At 74.0% G+C, this 19,618-nt stretch carries 15 protein-coding genes; 3 read left to right on the top strand and 12 right to left on the bottom strand.

What is annotated here, in order from left to right; all coding sequences use genetic code 11:
- The coding region (locus tag WN71_RS37425) for a TerD family protein (protein ID WP_143074929.1) at positions 1-761 on the bottom strand (761 nt) is incomplete at its 3' end.
- A 148-nt stretch (positions 762-909) separates the two neighbouring features.
- On the bottom strand, positions 910-1,506 hold the full coding sequence (locus tag WN71_RS37420) for a M48 metallopeptidase family protein (protein WP_063777737.1): 597 nt from the start codon (positions 1,504-1,506) through the stop codon (positions 910-912).
- 415 nt (positions 1,507-1,921) lie between these two features.
- On the opposite strand from WN71_RS37420, the gene WN71_RS37415 reads away from it, so the two are divergent.
- Both WN71_RS37415 and WN71_RS37410 read left to right on the top strand, forming a co-directional pair.
- Complete coding sequence (locus tag WN71_RS37415) at positions 1,922-3,133, top strand: TOMM precursor leader peptide-binding protein (protein ID WP_046591202.1); 1,212 nt, start codon at positions 1,922-1,924, stop codon at positions 3,131-3,133.
- Positions 3,126-4,493 carry an ABC1 kinase family protein gene (locus WN71_RS37410; protein WP_046591203.1) on the top strand — a complete coding sequence of 456 codons (1,368 nt, stop codon included), beginning with the start codon at positions 3,126-3,128 and terminating at the stop codon, positions 4,491-4,493. The genes WN71_RS37415 and WN71_RS37410 overlap by 8 nt, the downstream gene beginning before the upstream one ends.
- Positions 4,494-4,505: 12 nt before the next feature.
- Here the strand turns inward: WN71_RS37410 and WN71_RS41650 are convergent, their stop codons facing one another.
- From WN71_RS41650 to WN71_RS37395, 5 genes are all read right to left on the bottom strand, one after another.
- Positions 4,506-4,715 carry a hypothetical protein gene (locus WN71_RS41650; protein ID WP_143074928.1) on the bottom strand — a complete coding sequence of 70 codons (210 nt, stop codon included), beginning with the start codon at positions 4,713-4,715 and terminating at the stop codon, positions 4,506-4,508.
- Between the two features lie 165 nt (positions 4,716-4,880).
- On the bottom strand, positions 4,881-5,204 hold the full coding sequence (locus WN71_RS37405) for a hypothetical protein (RefSeq protein ID WP_046591204.1): 324 nt from the start codon (positions 5,202-5,204) through the stop codon (positions 4,881-4,883).
- Entirely contained in the window at positions 5,201-5,569 is a 369-nt protein-coding gene (locus WN71_RS37400; RefSeq protein WP_010984500.1) for a WhiB family transcriptional regulator, read from the bottom strand. The genes WN71_RS37405 and WN71_RS37400 overlap by 4 nt, the downstream gene beginning before the upstream one ends.
- Positions 5,570-5,739: 170 nt before the next feature.
- Entirely contained in the window at positions 5,740-6,060 is a 321-nt protein-coding gene (locus WN71_RS40540; protein ID WP_079178413.1) for a hypothetical protein, read from the bottom strand.
- A gap of 167 nt (positions 6,061-6,227) precedes the next feature.
- Positions 6,228-8,435 (bottom strand): ATP-dependent DNA helicase UvrD2, encoded by a 2,208-nt coding sequence (locus WN71_RS37395; protein WP_079178412.1) that lies wholly within the window; start codon positions 8,433-8,435, stop codon positions 6,228-6,230.
- Between the two features lie 238 nt (positions 8,436-8,673).
- Here WN71_RS37395 and WN71_RS37390 point away from each other — a divergent pair, with 238 nt between their 5' ends.
- A complete protein-coding gene (locus WN71_RS37390; RefSeq protein ID WP_046591206.1) occupies positions 8,674-8,931 on the top strand; it encodes a mycoredoxin in 258 nt (85 codons plus the stop codon).
- Between the two features lie 73 nt (positions 8,932-9,004).
- On the opposite strand, the gene nudC is transcribed toward WN71_RS37390, so the two are convergent.
- The 5 genes from nudC to WN71_RS37365 form a co-directional block, all read right to left on the bottom strand.
- Positions 9,005-9,949, bottom strand: a complete 945-nt coding sequence (gene nudC, locus WN71_RS37385; RefSeq protein ID WP_046591207.1) for an NAD(+) diphosphatase — start codon at positions 9,947-9,949, stop codon at positions 9,005-9,007.
- 145 nt (positions 9,950-10,094) lie between these two features.
- A complete protein-coding gene (locus WN71_RS37380) occupies positions 10,095-11,498 on the bottom strand; it encodes a dipeptidase (protein ID WP_046591208.1) in 1,404 nt (467 codons plus the stop codon).
- 10 nt (positions 11,499-11,508) lie between these two features.
- Entirely contained in the window at positions 11,509-15,144 is a 3,636-nt protein-coding gene (locus WN71_RS37375) for an ATP-dependent DNA helicase (RefSeq protein ID WP_046591209.1), read from the bottom strand.
- A gap of 240 nt (positions 15,145-15,384) precedes the next feature.
- A complete protein-coding gene (locus WN71_RS37370) occupies positions 15,385-18,975 on the bottom strand; it encodes an ATP-dependent helicase (protein ID WP_079178411.1) in 3,591 nt (1,196 codons plus the stop codon).
- A 257-nt stretch (positions 18,976-19,232) separates the two neighbouring features.
- A complete protein-coding gene (locus WN71_RS37365) occupies positions 19,233-19,613 on the bottom strand; it encodes an MGMT family protein (RefSeq protein ID WP_046591232.1) in 381 nt (126 codons plus the stop codon).
- Between the last annotated feature and the right edge of the window lie 5 nt (positions 19,614-19,618).

Here is a 19,618-nt window from a genome sequence, read left to right as displayed (position 1 = left end):
GCCCCGATCCCGGGCGGGGCCAGGGGCGCGATGAGGGTGGGCGCGGCATGCACGTTCGGGCCGGGCGCGGGCGCCGGGGGCGGGGTGGCGCCGGGCGGCGGCGCGAATCCCTGCTGGGGCGCGGGGGCCGGGGCTCCGGGGGCGCCGAACGGCGGCGGGGTCGCGGCCTGCGGGGGCGGGGCGAAGCCGGGGGCGGCGCCGGACTGGGGCTGCTGCGGGGCGGGGGTCTCCTCCTCGAGGACCTCGCCGCCGAAGTTCTTCAGCAGCGCATCGAGGCCGCCGTCGAAGCCCTGGCCGACGGCCGCGAACCGCCAGACGTCCTTCAGATAGAAGTCGCCGAGCATCACGGCACGTTCGGTGGTGAACTCCGTACCGCTGAAGGAGTAGCGGGCCACTTCCTCGCCGCCGGCCACGATCCGGAGGTATCCGGGGGCGATCTGCGACATCTGGCCGGTGCCGTCGAGGGTCGCGGTGAACGACAGCTTGTGGATCTGCGCGGGGATGCGGTCGAGCGTGACCCGGAAGGACTCCGTGTCACCCGACTGGGCGCCCAGCAGCTGGATGGACTCCTCGGGGGACTTCGGCTGGTTGAAGAAGACGAAGTACCGGTCGTCGGAGAGGCGCTCGTCGGCGTCGAGACCGAAGCAGCTGATGTCGAAGGTCAGTCCGGGACCGGAGATCTGCACGCCGATGTACAGGTCCGTGCCCGCGGTGAGGTCACTGATCTTGGCCTTGTGGCCGCGTTGGAATTCCCTGGCCATGCGTAACGACCGTCCCCCATCCCGAATGTGAGTGCGTCGCGCCAGGCTAACCGCAAACGCGGACAACGGAAGAAGTCGGTACACACCCGGTACACAACGGGTCCTGTCGGCCGCTTCCCGGCGCCCCGTGCCACGAGGCGGATCCGGGTCAGTCGCCGCGCGGGCCCGGCTGGTGCGGCAACCGGTCGGCCGCGACCACTCCTTCGAGGTAGCCGCGGGCGCGTTCGGTGCGCGGATAGGCCTCCAGCAGCCGCCAGAAACGCGGGCCGTGACCGGGCACCAGCAGATGCGCGAGTTCGTGCAGCAGCACGTAGTCGACGACGTACTCGGGCATCCCCTGCAGGCGATGGGAGAGGCGGATGCTGCCCTCGGCGGGGGTGCACGAGCCCCAGCGGGTGTTCTGGTTGGTGACCCAGCGCACGGTCGCGGGCCGCGCCCGGCCGCCGAAGTACTGGTCGGACAACCGCTGCGCGCGTTCGGCGAGTTCGGCGTCGCCGAGCAGCCGGCGGCTCTCCTGGGCGGCGAGCTTGTCGAGCATGACGCTCACCCAGCGTTGTTCCTCGGCCTCGGACATCCGGGCAGGGATGAGTACGACGGTGCGATCGCCCTCGCGGTACGCGGAGACCGTCCGGCGGCGACGGGCACTCCTGCGGACCTCGATCGCGCTCGCCCCCGAGCCGCTCTGCGGCAGGCTCGTCGTGCTGCGCTGTGGTGTTCCGGCGCGGTTGAGTGGGTCGGCGGGCACGCCCCGACGTTACCCGCTGCACATGGGGGAAGTCCCGGGTCCGGGACGGTTCGATCGCGATCCCGGGCCCTCGCGTCCGATTCGTACGGCGCTCGCGTCCCATTCGTACAACGCCCCCGCTCGATTCGTACGGCGCCGCGGCTCGATCGGTACGGCGCCGCCGCTCGGTTCGTACAGCCACGCCACTCGGTTCGTACAGCCACGCCACTCGGTTCGTACAGCCACGCCACTCGGTTCGTACAGCCACGCCACTCGGTTCGTACAGCCACGCCGCTCGATTCGTACGACGATCACCCACTGCCTGTGGACAACTTTCGGCACGGTCCGGCGGGCCGGGGCATGCTGGCGGTCGTCGGCAGGAACGAAACCGTCCCTGCCGGACGAACCATCACTTCCAGGGCAACGGGGGCCTGTCATGCATCCGATGGTGAAGCCCGCGCTCCGGCGCGGCTGGCGCGACCTCAACACCGTGCAGTTCGGGATGACTCCGGCACACGCGCTGACCCTGGGTCCGGTGGACACGGCGACGGGCAGCTTCCTCGAACAGCTCAACGGCACGCGGGGACTCGCCCTGCTGCGCGAGGAGGGCCGCCGCTGCGATCTGCCGGACGGCCAGGTCGACGCGGTGCTGGAACACCTGGCGCAGGCTGGGCTGCTCGACGACGCGACCGCGGCGGGCCCGGCCGCCGCCGCGCTGCGCGACAGACCGGATGCCCTGGACCGGCTGCGACCGGACCTGGCCTCGCTGACCCTGGTCACCTCCCGGCCCGGCGAGGCCCTGGACCTGCTCGCGGCGCGGCGCGCGACACGGGTGCAGGTGCGGGGCGCGGGCCGGGTGGGCGTGACGATCGCCCGGCTGCTGTCGGCCGCCGGGGTCGGCGAGGTCGACGTACGCGATGTCGGCGAGGTGCACCCCTGGGACGTGACCCCCGGCGGGCTGCCCGCGAAGAGCGTCGGCGCGCGCCGCACCGAGGCCGCGCGCGGCGCCGTACGCCGGTCCGCGCCGCAGGCGCCGCGCCGCCGCTCCCCCGCGGCGCGGACCGGCGGCGAGCCGGGCAACACGCTGGTGGTGCTCGCCCCGCGGGACGACGTCGCCGTGCACACCCCCGATCCGGCGGTGAGCGCTCCGCTGACCGAGACCGGCACCCCGCATCTGCACGCCGGCGTGGTGGAGGCGACCGGGGTGGTCGGCCCGCTCGTACTGCCCGGCCGGAGCGCCTGCGCGGGCTGCCTGCACGCGCACCGCGCGGACCGGGATCCGGCCTGGCCCCGGCTGGTCGCCCAGTGGCGCTGTCGCAGGCCGCGCGAGGTGCCGCCGTGCGACCTGACGCTGGCCACGACGGTCGCGGGTCTCGCCGCGGCGCACGCGCTGGCGTTTCTCGACGGGTTCGTTCCGTCGAGCGTGGGTGCACGCTGGGAGGTGTCACTGCCCGCGCTGAGCTGGCGCGCCCGGACGGTCGCCCCGCACCCGGCATGTCCGTGCGGCGGCGCGGAGAAAGCAAAAGGGGAGCGGACCTCAATGGACGAGGAGGCGCGCGAGACAATGGCGGGGCAACGGCCGACGACGGTGTCACGACACCGGGCAGACGCGGCGCGGCCGACTGGGACCTGGAGGGCGCATGTCTGATCTTCCCCGGAAGGCGGTCACCCGGACCGCCAAGCTCGCCGCGCTCCCGCTCGGCTTCGCCGGCCGGGCGACCTGGGGACTCGGCAAGAGAATCGTGGGCGAGTCCGCGGAGATCGTCGGGCGCGAGTTGCAGCAGCGCACCGCCGAGCAGCTGTTCAAGGTGCTCGGGGAGCTGAAGGGTGGCGCCATGAAGTTCGGGCAGGCGCTGTCCGTCTTCGAGTCGGCGCTGCCCGAGGAGATCGCCGGTCCCTACCGGGCGGCCCTGACGAAACTGCAGGAGTCGGCGCCCCCGATGCCCACGAGCACCGTGCACGGGGTGCTCGCGCAGCGGCTCGGCGAGGACTGGCAGAAGCTGTTCCTGGAGTTCGAGGAGAAGCCGTCGGCGGCGGCGTCGATCGGGCAGGTCCACCACGCGGTGTGGCACGACGGCCGCGAGGTGGCGGTCAAGGTGCAGTACCCCGGCGCGGGCGAGGCCCTGCTGTCCGACCTGACGCAGCTCAGCCGGTTCGCGCGGCTGCTGGGCCCGCTGATCCCGGGGATGGACATCAAGCCGCTGATCGCGGAGTTGCGCGACCGGGTCTCGGAGGAGCTGGACTACGGTCTGGAGGCGCAGGCCCAGCGGGAACACGCGCAGGAGTTCGTGGGCGATCCCGACGTGGTGGTCCCCGCGGTGGTGCACCAGTGCGAGCAGGTGCTGGTCACGGAGTGGATGGACGGCATCCCTATGTCCGAGGTGATCGCGGAGGGCACGACCGCCCAGCGTGACCGGGCGGGGCAGCTGCTGGCCCGTTTCCTCTTCTCCGGTCCGGCCCGCACCGGTCTGCTGCACGCCGACCCGCATCCGGGCAACTTCCGGCTGCTGCCGGGCGGCCCGGAGGGCGAGGACGACTGGCGCCTCGGGGTGCTCGACTTCGGCACGGTCGACCGGCTGCCCGGCGGCCTGCCCACGCCGATCGGCGACTCCCTGCGGATGACGCTGGACGGCGACGCCGACTCGGTCTACGAGCTGCTCTGCGCCGAGGGCTTCGTCAAGGAGTCGATCAAGCTGGATCCCGACGCGGTGCTGGACTATCTGCTGCCGATCATCGAGCCCGCCCAGGTCGACGAGTTCACGTTCACCCGTGGCTGGATGCGCAGCCAGGCGGCGCGGATCGCCGATCCCCGCTCCCCCGCCTACCAGCTGGGCACCCGGCTCAACCTGCCGCCGTCGTACCTGCTGATACACCGTGTGACGCTGAGCACGATCGGTGTGCTGTGCCAGCTGAACGCGACGGTCCGGCTGCGGGACGAGCTGGAGGAGTGGCTGCCCGGCTTCGTGCCGGAGGCCGAGGAGCCGGAGGAGTCGGCCGCGGAGGCATGACCCGCGCGGGTCTCACCACCAGGAGGAGTCCAGCCGGCCCTCGATGGATCTGAGGTGGTCGCGGGAGCAGCGGTCGCAGAAGTAGCGGCGGCCGCCGTTCTCGACGGAACAGGTCCAGGTGATGGGCGCCGGCCCGGGGGCCGGGATGCCGCAGCGGGCGCACACGAGAGGCCGGGGCTCCGCGGAGCCGCCGTTGTCACTGTCTCCGGCAGGACTCGTCACCTTGGCGACGATATCCCCGCCACCGGCGCATACCGCAGCACAACGCACCGCGGGGGCCGGTCCGTTCACCCGGACCCGCCCCCGCGGGCGGCCGTGCCCCCCCGCCCGGGGAGACGACGGCCGCCGCTGTCATCGGTCACCGCATGATCGCCATGGACCGGTCGGTCACTGCATGACGGCCATCGCGAGCGCGCGGCGGGCACGCAGCGAGGCGCGCTCGGCCCGGCGCTGCATCCGGCGGGCCACCGCCAGGCGCATCGCCCGGTTCTCCCGCTCGGCCTCATGCAGTCGCTCGTGCATATGCGCACGAGCCAGGGCTTCTGGGATGAGTTGCATCTCTCGGGTCCTGTTCTGGCGCGAGACGGTCGCGCCGGTGGTGGTGAAGTCTGGGGTCGCGGAGCCGCTGGGCTCGCTGGTGGACGGCTTCATCGGGGCCTGCTTCTTGGGGTCGTGCGTGAAGGGACGGTCGATGGTTCCTGCGGTGTTCATGCCGTGACCGGGTTCTTGCGCGGGCGGCCACGCGGCCGCTTCCGGGCGACGACGACGCCCTGCACGAACAGCTCGCCACCCCAGACGCCCCAGGGCTCGCGCCGCTCCTTGGCGCCGGCGAGGCAGGCCTCGATCAGCGGGCAGGTGCGGCAGAGGGACTTGGCGTACTCGACGTCGGCCGGCGACTCGGCGAAGAAGACCTCCGGGTCGTAGGAGCGGCAGGGGACGGGTACGCCGAGGTTCTCGATGGCGTCGTCGAGCGCGGTGAGCGCGGTGAGCGGGATCAAGGTGGAGTCCTCCGTGAGGCCGGGCGGGGGGATCGTTTCGGAAGGCGGTACGGACGGGGCGTGCGCTTCGAGTTGCACGGTTGGTCTTCCTCGTCGGTCGTTCCGGTCGGGTGGACCGGGTGGCGGCTGGTACCGGGTTCTGCTGTTGTCCCGAGGCCCCTTCGCACCGCTCTCCCCGTTCGGGGAAAACAGAAGGGCCGCGGATCCCGGATGGGGTTCCGCGGCCCTGAAGGCGCCGGCCTGATCGATCAGGCTGGATCACTCCAGGGTTCTGGCCCACGGAAGGCCCACATCAGGTGGTGCTGCGTCGTCTGCTTCCGGCTGCCGGCACCGGCCGCCGTAAAGGCATAGGCGTGGGCCTGTGCCGCTACTGCTTCCAGTGCCTTGGTCGGTCGCTCATCACGCTCGCGGACGGGAAGGCCCGCAAGGGACAGGGAGGAGACCGGACGCGCGGCACGAATGCCGGACAGACCGGTGCCCGGGTTGGAGGCGCCGAGGATGCACAGGGAGACGGCCGAGCGATCGGTCATTTTGACGATGCTGCTGGTGTTGGTCTTGATGCTGATCACTGGACTCGCCTCCTCTCGGCGTCTCGAGGACTGGGGTGAACCAGTCCGGCATGTATGGGTGTAAGTACAGCACGGAGTCGGGGCCTCGGAGAAGGCCGCCGTTTCCGTGCTTAGAACCTATGGGGATTGCCGGGGCATGTGCAAACTATTTTTTCGACGAGTTCGCATCAGTCGTCATCCGTCACCCCGGCGGGATCCTGGCCTGCGCAGATGGCCAGAACATCGGCTCCGAAGCGCTTGAACTTGCGCATGCCGACGCCCGGGATGCGGGCGAGGTCGGCCGCGTCCTCGGGGACGGTCTCGGCGATGGCCATCAGGGTCTTCTCGGTGAAGACGCAGAACGCCGGCTGACCGGTGAGGCGGGCCTGCTCCGCGCGCCACTCGATCAGCCGCTCGTAGAGGCCCTCGTCCATGTCGGAGGGGCAGTCCTCGCAGCGCATCAGCTTCATCTCGCCGGCGTCCGTGAGGGTGCGTCCGCACACCCGGCAGCGGGCGGGCGTGCGCTGGGCGCGGCGCACGACGGGGGCCGCCGCGGTGCCGACACCGGTGACGCCGCGTTCGATGCCGCCCACGGTCCCCGCGGCGGCCCGGGCCCCGCCCGCCGCCGAGGAGCCGGGGCGCAGCCCGTCGAGGAAGCGGCTCGGGCGCCGGCTGGCCCGCCCGCCCGGCGATCGGGCCAGGGACCAGGAGACATGGAGCCGTTCTCTGGCGCGGGTGACTCCGACGTAGAGGAGCCGGCGCTCCTCCTCGATCTGCTCGTCGGTTCTGGCGTAGGTGATCGGCATCATGCCCTCGGCGACCCCGACCAGGAAGACGACGTCCCACTCCAGGCCCTTGGCGGAGTGCAGGGAGGCCAGCGTGACGCCCTGCACGGTGGGGGCGTGCTGGGCGCTCGCCCGCTCGTCGAGCTCGGCGACGAGGTCGGCGAGGGTGGCGCCGGGCCGGGCGGCGGCGAAGTCGTGCGCGAGGTTCACCAGGGCCGCCAGGGACTCCCAGCGCTCCCGCACGGCGCCGGAACCGGCCGGGGGCTGGGAGGTCCAGCCCTCGCCGGAGAGGACGGCGCGCACCTGCGAGGGCAGGTCGACGACGTCGTCGAGGAGGGCGTCGTTGCCGCCGAAGCGGGCCGCGCCGCGCAGGGCGACGCCCGCCTTGCGCACCTCGGGCCGGTCGAAGAAGCGCTCGGCGCCGCGCAGCTGGTAGGGGACACCGGCGTCGGCGAGGGCCTGTTCGTAGGTCTCGGACTGGGCGTTGGTGCGGAACAGGACCGCGATCTCGCTCGGTGCGGTGCCCGCGTCGATCAGTTCGCGGATGCGGCGGGCGGCGCCCTCGGCCTCCGCGGGCTCGTCGGTGTACTCGGTGTAGGCGGGTTCGGGTCCGGGGCCGCGCTGGGAGACGAGTTCCAGTCGGTGGGCGGCGGCCCGGCCGCGCGCCTGGGCGAGCAGGCCGTTGGCGAGGTGGACGACCTGGGGGCTGGAGCGGTAGTCGCGGACCAGCTTGACCACGGTGGCGCCGGGGTGGCGGGCGCGGAAGTCGAGGAGGTGGTCGGGGGTGGCGCCGGTGAAGGAGTAGATGGTCTGGCTGGCGTCGCCGACGACGCACAGGTTGTCCCGCTCGCCGAGCCACAGCTCCAGCAGGCGCTGCTGGAGCGGGCTGACGTCCTGGTACTCGTCGACCACGAAGTGCTGGTACTGGGCGCGGACCTGGTCGGCGATGTCGTGCCGGTCCTGGAGGACGGCCACGGTCAGCAGCAGGACGTCCTCGAAGTCGATGACGGCGCGGTCCCGCTTGAGGTCCTCGTAGCCGGAGTAGATCCGGGCGATCTCGGCGGGGTCGCGGGGGGCCTCGCGGCCGGCCTTGACGGCGGCGGGTGCGTAGTCGGCGGGGACGGTCTGGGTGACCTTGGACCACTCGATCTCGGCGGTCACGTCGCGCAGCTCGTTGCGGTCGAGGCGGACACCGCAGGCGGCGGCCGCGTCGGCGACGAACTGGATCTTTCGGTCGATCAGCCGGGGCATCGAGCCGCCGATCGCTTTCGGCCAGAAGTACTGGAGCTGCCGCAGGGCCGCGGAGTGGAAGGTGCGGGCCTGGACGCCCTGCGCGCCGAGCTGGCGCAGCCGGCCGCGCATCTCGCCGGCGGCGCGGTTGGTGAAGGTGACGGCGAGCACGGTGGAGGGGTGCAGGATGCCCGCCCGGACGCCGTAGGCGATGCGGTGGGTGATCGCCCGGGTCTTGCCGGTGCCTGCGCCCGCGAGCACGCACACCGGCCCGTTCAGCGCGGTGGCCACCTCGCGCTGCTCGGGGTCGAGCCCTTCGAGCACCGCGTCGGCCGAGTCCGGTGCCTGCGGGAAGAGGGGGGAGGGCGTTGCTGCTGTCACACCGCCATGCTGCCAGGTCGCCGGGGAAAGCCGGGCCGGTTGTCCACAGGCGGGCCCTCGCGGTCGTACCGGATGACGAGATGAACGGCGCGGGGGCCGGGGTGTCGCGGCGGTCCCCGGGCGGCGGGTGCGGCGGATGTCACGTGGGTCCGGATACCCCGGGCGGGAATGGCGGGCCCGGTCGCGTACGTTCTGCCTTCGGACGACCTCCCCCGGGCTGCGAAGGAGCACGAGCGACATGCAGGGCACTGTGACGATGTACAGCACCACGTGGTGCGGCTACTGCCGTCGGCTGAAGAGCCAGCTGGACCGTGAGGGCATCGCCTACACGGAGATCAACATCGAGCAGGACCCGGCGTCGGCCGCGTTCGTGGAGAAGGCGAATGGCGGAAACCAGACGGTTCCCACCGTGCGCGTGACCCCCACCGCCGGTGGCGACGAGGTCGTGATGACGAACCCGAGCCTCGCCCAGGTGAAGCAGGCCCTCGCGGTCTGAGCCACCCCCGCACCGAGAAGACCCCCGACGGCCTCCGTGGCCGTCGGGGGTCTTTCGCGTGCGGGCCGTGCCCTCAGACGAAGCTTCGGGTCGGCAGCGGCTTGCCGTACCAGAGCTCGATGAGGCGGGCCGCGATCGAGATGCCGTACGGCGGGAGGACCTCGCCGGACTCGAAGGCGGCGCCCAGTTCCTCGCGGGAGAACCAGCGGGCCTCGTGGATCTCGTCGCCGTCGACCTGGATGTCGGTCGTGGTCGCGCGGGCCATGAAGCCCAGCATGAGGCTGGAGGGGAAGGGCCAGGGCTGGCTCGCGACGTACTCGACGCGGCCGACGGTGATGCCGGCCTCCTCGAAGACCTCGCGGCGCACCGACTGCTCGATGGACTCGCCCGGCTCCACGAAGCCCGCGAGGGTGGAGAAGCGGCCCTCCGGCCAGTGCACCTGGCGGCCCAGCAGGATGCGGTCCGCGTCGTCGGTGACCGCCATGATCACGGCCGGGTCGGTGCGCGGGTAGTGCTCGGCGCCGCAGGCGGGGCAGCGGCGGATGTGGCCGGCCGCGGCGATCACCGTGCGCTCGCCGCAGCGGGAGCAGAAGCGGTGGGTGCGCTGCCAGTTCTCCAGGCCGACGGCGTGCACCATCAGGCCCGCGTCGCGCGGCGACAGCAGCAGGCCCGCCTCGCGCAGGCCGGCCGGGCGGGCGGACTGGTCGATGCGGCCGGGGAGGCCGTCCTTCTGGAGGGCGAAGTAGCTGACACCGTCCTCGTCGGTGCCGAGGAAGTAGCGGTGCGCCTCGGTCAGGGGCGCCTCGAAGGACGGCGTCATGACCAGCTCGGTGCGGCCGTCGGGCGTCTCGTCGATGAGGACCTGACCGCCGGAGACCACGAAGCATCGGGTGGTGGGATGGCTCCACGCCGCCGCGAGCCAGGCCTCGTCGAGCCGGTGGTGGGCGGCGCGGTCGACGCCGCTGGGGGCGGTGAGCGAGATGGGTCGGTCGGCGGTGTGGTCGGTCCAGATGGTCACGGGTGCTTCCAACTCCCCCGGGGAAATGGGTGGTTCGGCAGTCGGTTCGGCGGGACGTGCGGCAGGACCGGGTCCGGCGGGGACGGGGTGGGCGACCCCTCCAGTGTGCCCCGCGCCGGACGGCGCTCTGCCGGGACCGAAGTCCTCAGACGGCATGGCGCCAGTGCTCCGCGAGGTCGCCCCACAGGTACGCGGTGGTCTCGACGCCTTTGAGGAGCAGGGCCAGCTCGACCTTCTCGTTCGGCGCATGCCAGCCGTCGGACGGGACGGAGATGCCCAGGAAGAGCACCGGTGCCCCGAGCACCTCCTGGAGGTCGGCGGCGGGGCCCGAGCCACCCTCGCGGGTGAAGCGCACGGGGCCCTCGAAGGCCCTGCTCATGGCCCGGACGACGGACTGGAGGGCCGGGTGGTCCAGGGGCGTCAGGCACGGGCGGGTGGCCGCGCCGAACGTGATCTCGTGCCGGACTCCGGCGGGCACCTGCTCGGCCGCCCACGCGCGGACGGCCTTCTCGACATGTCCGGGGTCCTGTCCCGCGACCATGCGGAAGGAGAGCTTCACCATGGCGGAGGAGGGGATGATCGTCTTGCTGCCCGGGCCCTGGTAGCCGCCGCCGATGCCGTTGACCTCGGCGGTGGGGCGGGCCCAGACGCGCTCGAGGGTGGTGTGCCCGGCCTCGCCCCGGGCGGCGTGGGACCTGGCCGTGCGCAGCCAGCTCGCCTCGTCGAAGGGCAGCTCGGCGAAGAGCTCCCGCTCGCGGTCGGTGAGCTCGACGACGCCGTCGTAGAAGCCGGGGACGGCCACCCGCCCGTGCTCGTCGTGCAGCGCCGCGACGAGCCGCGCGACGGCGGTCGCCGGGTTGGGGACGGCGCCGCCGAAGGACCCGGAGTGGATGTCCTGGTCGGGGCCGTACAGCCGGATCTCGCACTCGGCGAGGCCGCGCATGCCGGTGCACACGGTCGGGGTGTCCTCGGACCACATGCCGGTGTCGGAGACGATCACCGCGTCCGCGGCGAGCCGCTCCGCGCGCTCCTCGACCAGCGCCCGGAAGTGCGGGGAGCCGGACTCCTCCTCGCCCTCGACGAGCAGCTTCAGGTGCACGGCGGGCGTGGTGCGGCCGGTGGACTCCAGGTGGGCGCGCACGCCCAGTGTGTGGAAGAACACCTGCCCCTTGTCGTCGGCCGCACCGCGCGCGTAGAGCCGGCCGTCGCGGACGACGGGCTCGAAGGGGTCGCTGTCCCAGCCGTCCTCGCGGGCGGCGGGCTGCACGTCGTGGTGGCCGTAGACCAGGACCACGGGGGCGCCGGGGTCGTCGCAGGGCCACTCCGCGAACACCGCCGGGGCGCCGGCGGTCTCCCAGACCTCGGCCGTCGGGAAGCCGGTCTCCCGCAGCTTCGCCGCGAGCCAGTCCGCGCTGCGCCGTACGTCGGGGGCGTGGTCCGGCTGGGCCGACACCGACGGGATGCGCAGCCATGCGGCGAGGTCGTCGAGGAAGGCGGCGCGGTGCTGCTCGATGTACGTACGGACGGCGCTGTCCGGGGTCTGGCTCATGGTCACGAGCCTATCGGCCCGCACCGACATCCTCGTTGGGCGGTTCGTCACACAATGGTTGCTCGCCGAGAAGCAGCTCCAGCTCGGCACGGCCCGGCAGTCCCTCGGGCCGTACGACCTCGCCGTCGCGCACGTACAGGAAGACCGCCTCCACCGACTCCGGCGGCACGCCCTGCTGCTCGGCCCACGCGAGCCGGTACAGGGCGAGCTGGAGCGGGTCGGCGGTGCGGTGGCGGTGGGTCTTCCAGTCGACGATCTCGTACGTCGTCGCAGCTCCCGCACCCCGGCGGTAGACGGCGTCGATACGGCCGCGGATCACACGGCCCGCGATGGACAGCTGGAAGGGCGCCTCGATGCGGTAGGGGGTGCGCCGGGCGTACTCGGTGCGCTCGAAGGCCTCCTTGAGGGCTTCGAGATCGCGCTCGTCGGCGATCTCCGCGTCGCCGCCCGGCAGCTCCTCCGGATCCAGCAGGGGGAGCGTCAACGTCTCGAAGCGCGCCTCGACCCATGCGTGGAATCGGGTGCCCCGGCGCGCGGCGGGTTGTGGAGGGCGCGGCATGGGGCGTGCGAGTTCCTGCGCGAGACCGTCGGGGTCGGCGGCCAGGCGCAGCACCTGGGACGCGGTGAGCGTCGTCGGCAGGGGTACGTCCATGACGGCGCGGCGGGCGCGCAGCAGCTCACCTGCGAGGGCGTCGAGGTCCCGGTCCCAGGAGGCGACGGTGCGGGCCTCCTCCGGGGTGAGACGGGCGGACACGGGCTCGGTGGGATGCGGCCGGGCGGGGGGCACGTCCGCGGGGGCCGTCGGGCGCGGGGGGCCGCCGGGGGCGGTCGCGTGGACGGGCTCGGCCGGGTCGGGCGCGCCGACCGGCTCGGCGGGGCCGGTCGCCTGGTGCGGGAGCACCGGGCGGGCGGTGGTCCAGGAGTCCCAGTCGCCGCCGTCCTCCTCGCCGTGGTGTTCCCCGCCGAGGTCCTCCCCGGGCACGTACGCGTCGGCCGGGTCCTCCTCGAAGGGGTCGCCGTAGGGGTCGCCGAAGGGGTCCTCGAAGGCGGTGTCCTCGTCCGGCGGGGTCGGCCAGTCGGGGTCGTCGTGGGTGCCCGGGTCGTGCGCGGCCGCGGGGTGGTCCCCGTCGTGCGCGGCGAGCGCCTCCAGGTGGGCGAGGACCGTCTCGGCGGCGGCCCGGCGGCGGGCCAGCGCGGCGTCGTCCAAGGGCAGCGGCCACACCTGGTCGGCGGTCGCCAGGTGCAGGGCCGGGTTCTCCTCGCCCTGCTCCGGCGCGTCGGCCCACGCCTCGATCTCGCCGTGGCCGGCCGCGCAGTGCTCGTACAGCTCCTGGAGGAAGTCCGAGGGGCCGCGGGGCTTCTTCTGGTTGGGGCCCCACCAGTGGCCGGAGCCGAGCAGCAGGGAGCGGGGGCGCGTGAAGGTGACGTAGCCGAGGCGGAGCTCCTCGGTGTGCTGGTGCTCCTTCATCGCCTCGTGGAAGCCCTTCATGCCGCGGGAGTCCCAGGCCTCGATGTCGGGCAGCGTGTCGGCGTCGCCGCGCAGAGCGTGCGGCAGCACCTTGCCCTGGGCGGTCCACTTCTCGCGGCCCTGGGTGCTGGGGAAGGTGCCGGTGACCAGTCCGGGCACCGCCACGACGTCCCATTCGAGACCCTTGGACTTGTGCGCGGTGAGCACCTTGACGGTGTTCTCGCCGCCCGGCAGCGCGTTGTCGAGGCCCTTCTCGTACTGGGCGGCGGTGCGCAGGAAACCCAGGAAGGCCAGCAGGGTGGCCTCGCCGTCGGCGGTCGCAAAAGAGGCGGCGACGTCGAGGAAGTTCGACAGGGTCTCGCGGCGGCGCGCGGCCAGGGCGTGCGGGGACGCGGAGAGCTCCACCTCCAGGCCGGTGACGGCGAGCACGCGGTGCAGGACGTCCATCAGCGGGTCGGACAGCGAGCGGCGCAGGTCGCGCAGCTCGGCGGCGAGGCGCGCGAAACGCACGCGCGCGTCCGGGGAGAACGGCAGCCCGTCGTCGCGGCCCTCGTCGGTGAGGCCGGTGAAGGGTGTCTCCAGGAAGGTGTCGAGGGCGTCGGCCAGGGAGATCACCTCGGCCGGGTCGACCCCCTCGACGGCCTCGGCGAGCCGGCGGTCCGGGTCGTCGTCCGCGGCCACGCGCGCGTGCGCCACGAGCAGCCGGGCGCGGCGCCCGAGCAGGGCCAGGTCGCGCGGGCCGATGCGCCAGCGCGGACCGGTCAGCAACCGGACCAGGGAGGCGTTGGCGCCGGGGTCCTGGAGGACCTCGCACACGGCGACGAGATCGGCGACCTCGGGCAGGTGCAGCAGCCCGGAGAGGCCGACCACCTCCACCGGCACGTCGCGGGCGACCAGCGCGCCCTGGATCTCCGCGAAGTCGGTCGCCGTACGGCACAGGACGGCGATCTCACCGGGCGCCGTACCGGTGCGGACGAGATGGGCGACGGAGTCGGCGATCCAGCCGATCTCCTCGGCGTGGGTCGGCAGCAGCGCACAGCGCACGATGCCGTCACGTTCGGCGCCGGGGGCCGGGCGGAGCGCCTCCACGCCCGCGTGCAGGGCGCGCAGGGGCGCGGCGAGGCCGTTGGCGAGGTCGAGGAGGCGGCCGCCGCTGCGCCGGTTCTCGCTGAGCGACTGCCGGGTGGCGGGGCCGCCGTCGGCGCCGGCGAAGTGCTCGGGGAAGTCGTCGAGGTTGGCGACGGAGGCGCCGCGCCAGCCGTAGATGGCCTGGCAGGGGTCGCCGACGGCGGTCACGGGGTGGCCGGTGCCGCCGCCGAACAGCCCCGCCAGCAGGACCCGCTGGGCCACGGAGGTGTCCTGGTACTCGTCGAGGAGGACGACCCGGAACTCCTCGCGCAGGGCCTGGCCGACCTCGGGCAGTCCGGCGAGCCGCGCGGCCAGGGCGATCTGGTCGCCGAAGTCGAGCAGGTCGCGCTCGCGCTTGGCGGCCCGGTAGCGCACCACCAGGTCGGCCAGCTCCCGGCGCGCGGCGGCCGCCTCGGGGGCCTTGCGCAGATCGGGGTTGGTGAGCCCGACGCCGTCCAGGGTGCGCAGCAGTTCGGTGTCGTACGCGCGCAGCCGCGCCGGGTCCACCAGGTGCTCCGACAGCTCGGAGTCCAGCGTCAGGAGGTCGCTGACCAGGTCGGGGAAGGAGCGGGTCAGCGCGGGATAGGGGCCGGGGGCCTCGCGCAGGACGCGGGCGGCGAGCTGGTAGCGCGTGGCGTCGGCGAGGAGGCGGGCGCTCGGTTCGAGCCCGATGCGCAGGCCGTGGTCGGTGAGCAGGCGGCCCGCGAAGGCGTGGTAGGTGGAGATCACGGGCTCGCCCGGGGGGTTGTCCGGGTCGATGAGGTCGGGGTCGGTGACGCCCGCCCTGACCAGGGCCTTGCGCACGCGCTCGGCGAGCTCGCCGGCGGCCTTGTTGGTGAACGTGAGGCCGAGGACCTGTTCGGGGGCGACCTGGCCGGTGCCGACCAGCCAGACCACGCGCGCCGCCATCACCGTGGTCTTGCCGGACCCGGCGCCGGCCACGATCACCTGCGGGGCCGGCGGCGCGACGATGCACGCCATCTGCTCCGGGGTGAAGGGGATCCCGAGGAGCTCCTTGAGCTGCTCGGGATCGGTGATACGGGCGGGCATGTCGGAGAGGCTAGCGGCGAGCACCGACAACGGAGGTCCGATCGGCCTGGTGGTTCAGGAGAAGCGCAGGTCAGCACGGGTGGTGCGGTACGTCACAGTTTGTCGGCACCTGTCTCCGGGGGCTCATCCGCCACCGTGGTCGAGCGCGTGCCGCCCCTCCCGTCGGCCGCTCCCGTCGTCACCGGACCACCCGTCGGCCGCTCCCCTCGTCACCGCACCACCCGTCGGCCAATCCCCTCGTCACTCGACCACCTGCCGGCCCTCCGGGCGGGCGCTGCACGAGGCGCGGAACGCGCAGTGCGTGCAGTGCTGGCCCGTGGTCGGGGTGAACCGCTCGTCGAGCACCTTGCCCGCGGCGTTGGCGAGCAGGTCGCCGACCCACTCCCCCTCCAGCGGCTCCTGGGCCTGCACCTTGGGCAGCGTCTCGCCGCCGTCGCGCTGGGCGGCGCCCTGGCGCAGCTGCACGAGCTCGGCACCGCCCGCCTCGGGCCGCGCGCCGTCGAAGGCGTCGTCCACGGCGCCCTCCCGCACCGCGAGCTGGTAGACCGCGAGCTGGGGATGGTGCGCCATCTCGCGCGCGGTGGGCGCCTGCTTGCCCGTCTTGAAGTCGACGACGTACGCGCGGCCGTCGCCGTCGGTCTCGACGCGGTCCATCTGGCCGCGGATGCGGACCTCGAAGTCGCCCGCCTCCAGGGTCACGTCGAAGTCGTGCTCGCTGGCCACCGGAGTGCGCCCGGCACGGTCCATGACGTGCCACTTCAGGAAGCGTTCGAGCGCCACGCGCGCGTTGGACTTCTCCTGCGCGGACTTCCAGGGCGCGTCGAAGGCCAGCGCGTTCCACACCGACTCCAGGCGCTCCATGAGGACGGCCAGGTCGGCGGGGGTACGGCCGGAGGCCACCTCGTCGGCGAGGACGTGCACCACGTTGCCGAAGCCCTGGGCGGCGGTCGCGGGCGCGTCGGCCTTCACCTCGCGGCCGAGGAACCACTGCAGGGAGCAGGTGTTGGCGAGCTGGTCGAGGGCGCTGCCGGACAGCACCACCGGCTTGTCCCGGTCGCGCAGCGGCACCTTGCTCTCGGTCGGCTCGAACATGCCCCACCAGCGGTAGGGGTGGGCGGACGGCACCAGCGGGCGGCCGTCCTCGTCGGCGAGCGCCGCGAGCCGGGCCAGCCGACGGGCGGCGGCCTCCCTGAGCGGGGCCGACACGCGCGGGTCGACCGTCGTGGCGCGCAGCTCCGCGACGAGCGCGGCGACCGACAGCGGACGGCGGGGGCGCCCGGTGACGTCCTTCGGCTCGACACCGAGTTCGGTGAGGAAGCGGGAGGGCTGGTCGCCGTCGTCCGCCGGGGCCTTCACCGCGGTGACGACGAGGCGCTCACGCGCGCGCGTGGCGGCGACGTAGAACAGGCGGCGCTCCTCGGCGAGCAGGGCACCGGGGGTGAGCGGCTCGGCGAGTCCGTCGCGGCCGATGCGGTCGGCCTCCAGGAGGGAGCCGCGGCGCCGCAGGTCGGGCCAGAGTCCCTCCTGGACGCCCGCGACGACGACCAGGCGCCACTCCAGGCCCTTGGAGCGGTGCGCGGTCATCAGGCGTACGGCGTCGGGACGCACGGCGCGCCGGGTGAGGGTGTCGGCGGCGATGTCCTCGGCCTCGAGCTGCGCGAGGAAGTTCAGGGCGCCGCCGCCGGTGCGCTCCTCCGCGCGCGCGGCGGTCGCGAACAGCGCGCAGACGGCGTCCAGGTCGCGGTCGGCGTTCCGGCCGGCCGCGCCGCCGCGCAGCGCGGCCCGCTCCAGGCGCGTGGGCCACGGCGGCATGCCCTTGGCCGGGTTCAGACCCGCCCACAGGATCCACAGCGCCTCCTCCGCGCTCCCGCCGTCGGCGAGCCGCTCCCGGGCGGCCCGCAGCAGCACACCCAGGCGCTGGGCGCCGCGGGCGTACGCCGGGTCGTGCGCGACCAGGCGCTCGGGTTCGGCGAGCGCCCGCGCGAGCAGCTCGTCGGAGGGCGGCGGTACGGCGTTGCCGGCGGCCCGCTCCTCCTCGCGCAGGGCCCGCCCGAGACGGCGCAGGTCGGCGGCGTCCATGCCCGCGAGGGGCGAGGTGAGCAGCGTGAGGGCGGTCTCGGTCCCGAGCCAGCAGGGGGCCTCCTCGGCGTCGCCGCCGGACGCGGGGGCCTCAGGTGCGTCCTCCACCTCGTGTACGTCGTCGCCCTCGGGCGCGGGCGCATCCGAAGCGTCGCCCCCGACCACGGGCGCAGGCGCGGGCGCAGCGTCGCCTCCGAGCACGGGCGTGGGCGCATCCGGAGCGCCGCCTCCACGCGCGGGCGCGGGCGCGGATGCCGGTGCCTCCGTGACCTCGCCCTCCGGCGCAGGCTCCCGAAGGGCGTCGGGCCCGACCACCTCCCCCTCCCCGGCGGCGGCCTCCCGCTCCCCCCGCGCGGCGGCCTCCGCCTCCGCCACCGCCCGCAGCGCGGTCAGCAGCGGCGCCACGGCGGGCTCGTGGCGCAGGGGCAGCTCGTCGCCGTCGATGTCGAGCGGGACGCCGGCCGCGGTGAGCGCGCGGCGGACCACGGGGATGCTGCGGGAGCCCGCGCGCACCAGGACGGCCATCTCGCCCCAGGGCACGCCGTCCTCCAGATGCGCGCGGCGCACGATGTCCGCGATGTTGTCCAGCTCGGTGCCGGCCGTCGGGTACGTGTAGACCTCGACGCGGCCCCCGTCGCGCACCGGGGCGAGCTCGCGGTGGGCGCGCGCCTTGTCCGCGGGCAGGCGGGTCAGCGGCATCCGCTGGGTGAGCAGCCGGGTCGCGCCGAGCACCGCGGCGGCGGAGCGGCGGGAGGTGCGCAGCACCTCGACCGGGGCCGGGCGGCCGTCCCGGCGCGGGAACGCCGCGGGGAAGTCCAGGATGCCGTTCACGTCGGCGCCCCGGAACGCGTAGATCGACTGGTCGGGGTCCCCGAGCGCGACCAGGGTGCGCCCGCCGCCCGCCAGGGCGTGCAGCAGCCGTACCTGGGCGGGGTCGGTGTCCTGGTACTCGTCGACGTAGACGGCGTCGTACCGCGCGGCGAGCTCCGCCGCCGTGCCGGGGCGCTGGGCGAGGAGCACCGCGCGGTGGACGAGTTCCGCGTAGTCGAGCACGCCCTGGAGGTCGAGGACGTCGAGGTACTCGGCGAGGAAGGCCGCGGCGGCGCGCCAGTCGGGGCGGCCGGTGCGCCGGGCGAAGGCGTCCAGGGCGTCGGGCCCGAGGCCCAGCTCCCGGCTGCGGGCGAGGACCGCGCGGACCTCGTCGGCGAAGCCCCGGGTGGTGAGGCAGGCGCGCAGTTCGTCCGGCCAGCGCACATGGGCGAGTCCGAGCCCCTCCAGGCCGGCCTGGCCCGCGAGCAGCTCGCGGACGGTCACGTCCTGCTCGGGGCCGGACAGCAGGCGCAGCGGCTCGGCGAACAGCTCGCTGTCCTGGTGGGCGCGGACCAGGGCGTAGCAGAACGAGTGGAAGGTGGTGGCCTGGGGCGCGCGGACGGCTCCCATGCGCAGCGCCATGCGGTCGCGGAGTTCGACGGCCGCCTTGCGGCTGAAGGTGAGCACGAGGATCCGCGCGGGGTCGCCGCCACGGGCGATCCGCGCCGCCACGGACTCCACCAGGGTGGTGGTCTTGCCGGTGCCCGGACCGGCGAGGACGAGCAGTGGTCCGGCCGCGTGCTCAACCACCGCGCGCTGGCTTGCGTCAAGACGAGGGGGATCCACGACGGCCGGCGGGGTACGCACCAGTCGGTAAGCGCCACGGTTCCCCTGCCGCACCGGGGGGTGCGGCAGGCGGCTTGTGGAAAAAGAGGAGCTCACGTGGTTCGCCGGTCCTGGTGGTCGTACTGGTTGTCCGGCCGCCGCGCGTGCGGGGCGGTGGCCGCGGGGTGAGGGGGACGCGTGGAGGCGACGCTACGCCGACGGCCGGTTCGGAAGCAGGGCTTCCGCTTCTTCCCTCGACGCGCTCGCGTCACCCTCGTCACTCGCCCATCGAACGTACGGCATCCGGGGGACGTGCCCCGTCCACCCCGTACGGGTCACGCGTTCGCATCGGGCCGCCCCGATGGCGGAAGCTGTCAGGTGTGACCTTTGTCGCCCGTCCCGCCGTCCCACCTCGCCCGTCGCATGTCGACCCGCGGCAGGTGCCCTTCGGCGGCCCGGCTCGCCTCCTTCAGAGGCGTCCCCTCCGCACGGTAGCGGGCGAGCGCCTCCAGCTCGTGGCCGGGCAGCAGGACGCCGTCCGAACGGATCACGCGCCACCACGGCACCACGCTCCCGTAGAGCGCCATCACGCGTCCCACCTGGCGCGGGCCGCCCTCCTCCAGCCATTCCGCGACGTCCCCGTACGTCATGACCCGGCCGGGGGGAATCCGGTCGGCGACGTCGAGGACCCGCTCGGCGTACTCCGGCAGCTCGTGCGCGGCCGGTCCGGCGGCCGCCCCGCCCGCCGCCCCCAAGGCCC

The sequence above is a fragment of the Streptomyces mangrovisoli genome (genome assembly GCF_000974985.2).
Taxonomy (GTDB): domain Bacteria; phylum Actinomycetota; class Actinomycetes; order Streptomycetales; family Streptomycetaceae; genus Streptomyces; species Streptomyces mangrovisoli.
This window is presented reverse-complemented; position numbering and strand designations above follow the sequence as displayed.

Excerpts from the sequence above, each read along its gene's own strand:
- WN71_RS37410 (WP_046591203.1), top strand. The coding sequence starts at position 3,126 with ATGTCTGATCTTCCCCGGAAGGCGGTCACCCGGACCGCCAAGCTCGCC.
- WN71_RS37390 (WP_046591206.1), top strand. The coding sequence starts at position 8,674 with ATGCAGGGCACTGTGACGATGTACAGCACCACGTGGTGCGGCTACTGC.
- WN71_RS37405 (WP_046591204.1), bottom strand. The coding sequence starts at position 5,204 with ATGAACACCGCAGGAACCATCGACCGTCCCTTCACGCACGACCCCAAG.
- WN71_RS37375 (WP_046591209.1), bottom strand. The coding sequence starts at position 15,144 with ATGCCCGCCCGTATCACCGATCCCGAGCAGCTCAAGGAGCTCCTCGGG.
- WN71_RS37415 (WP_046591202.1), top strand. The coding sequence starts at position 1,922 with ATGCATCCGATGGTGAAGCCCGCGCTCCGGCGCGGCTGGCGCGACCTC.
- WN71_RS37380 (WP_046591208.1), bottom strand. The coding sequence starts at position 11,498 with ATGAGCCAGACCCCGGACAGCGCCGTCCGTACGTACATCGAGCAGCAC.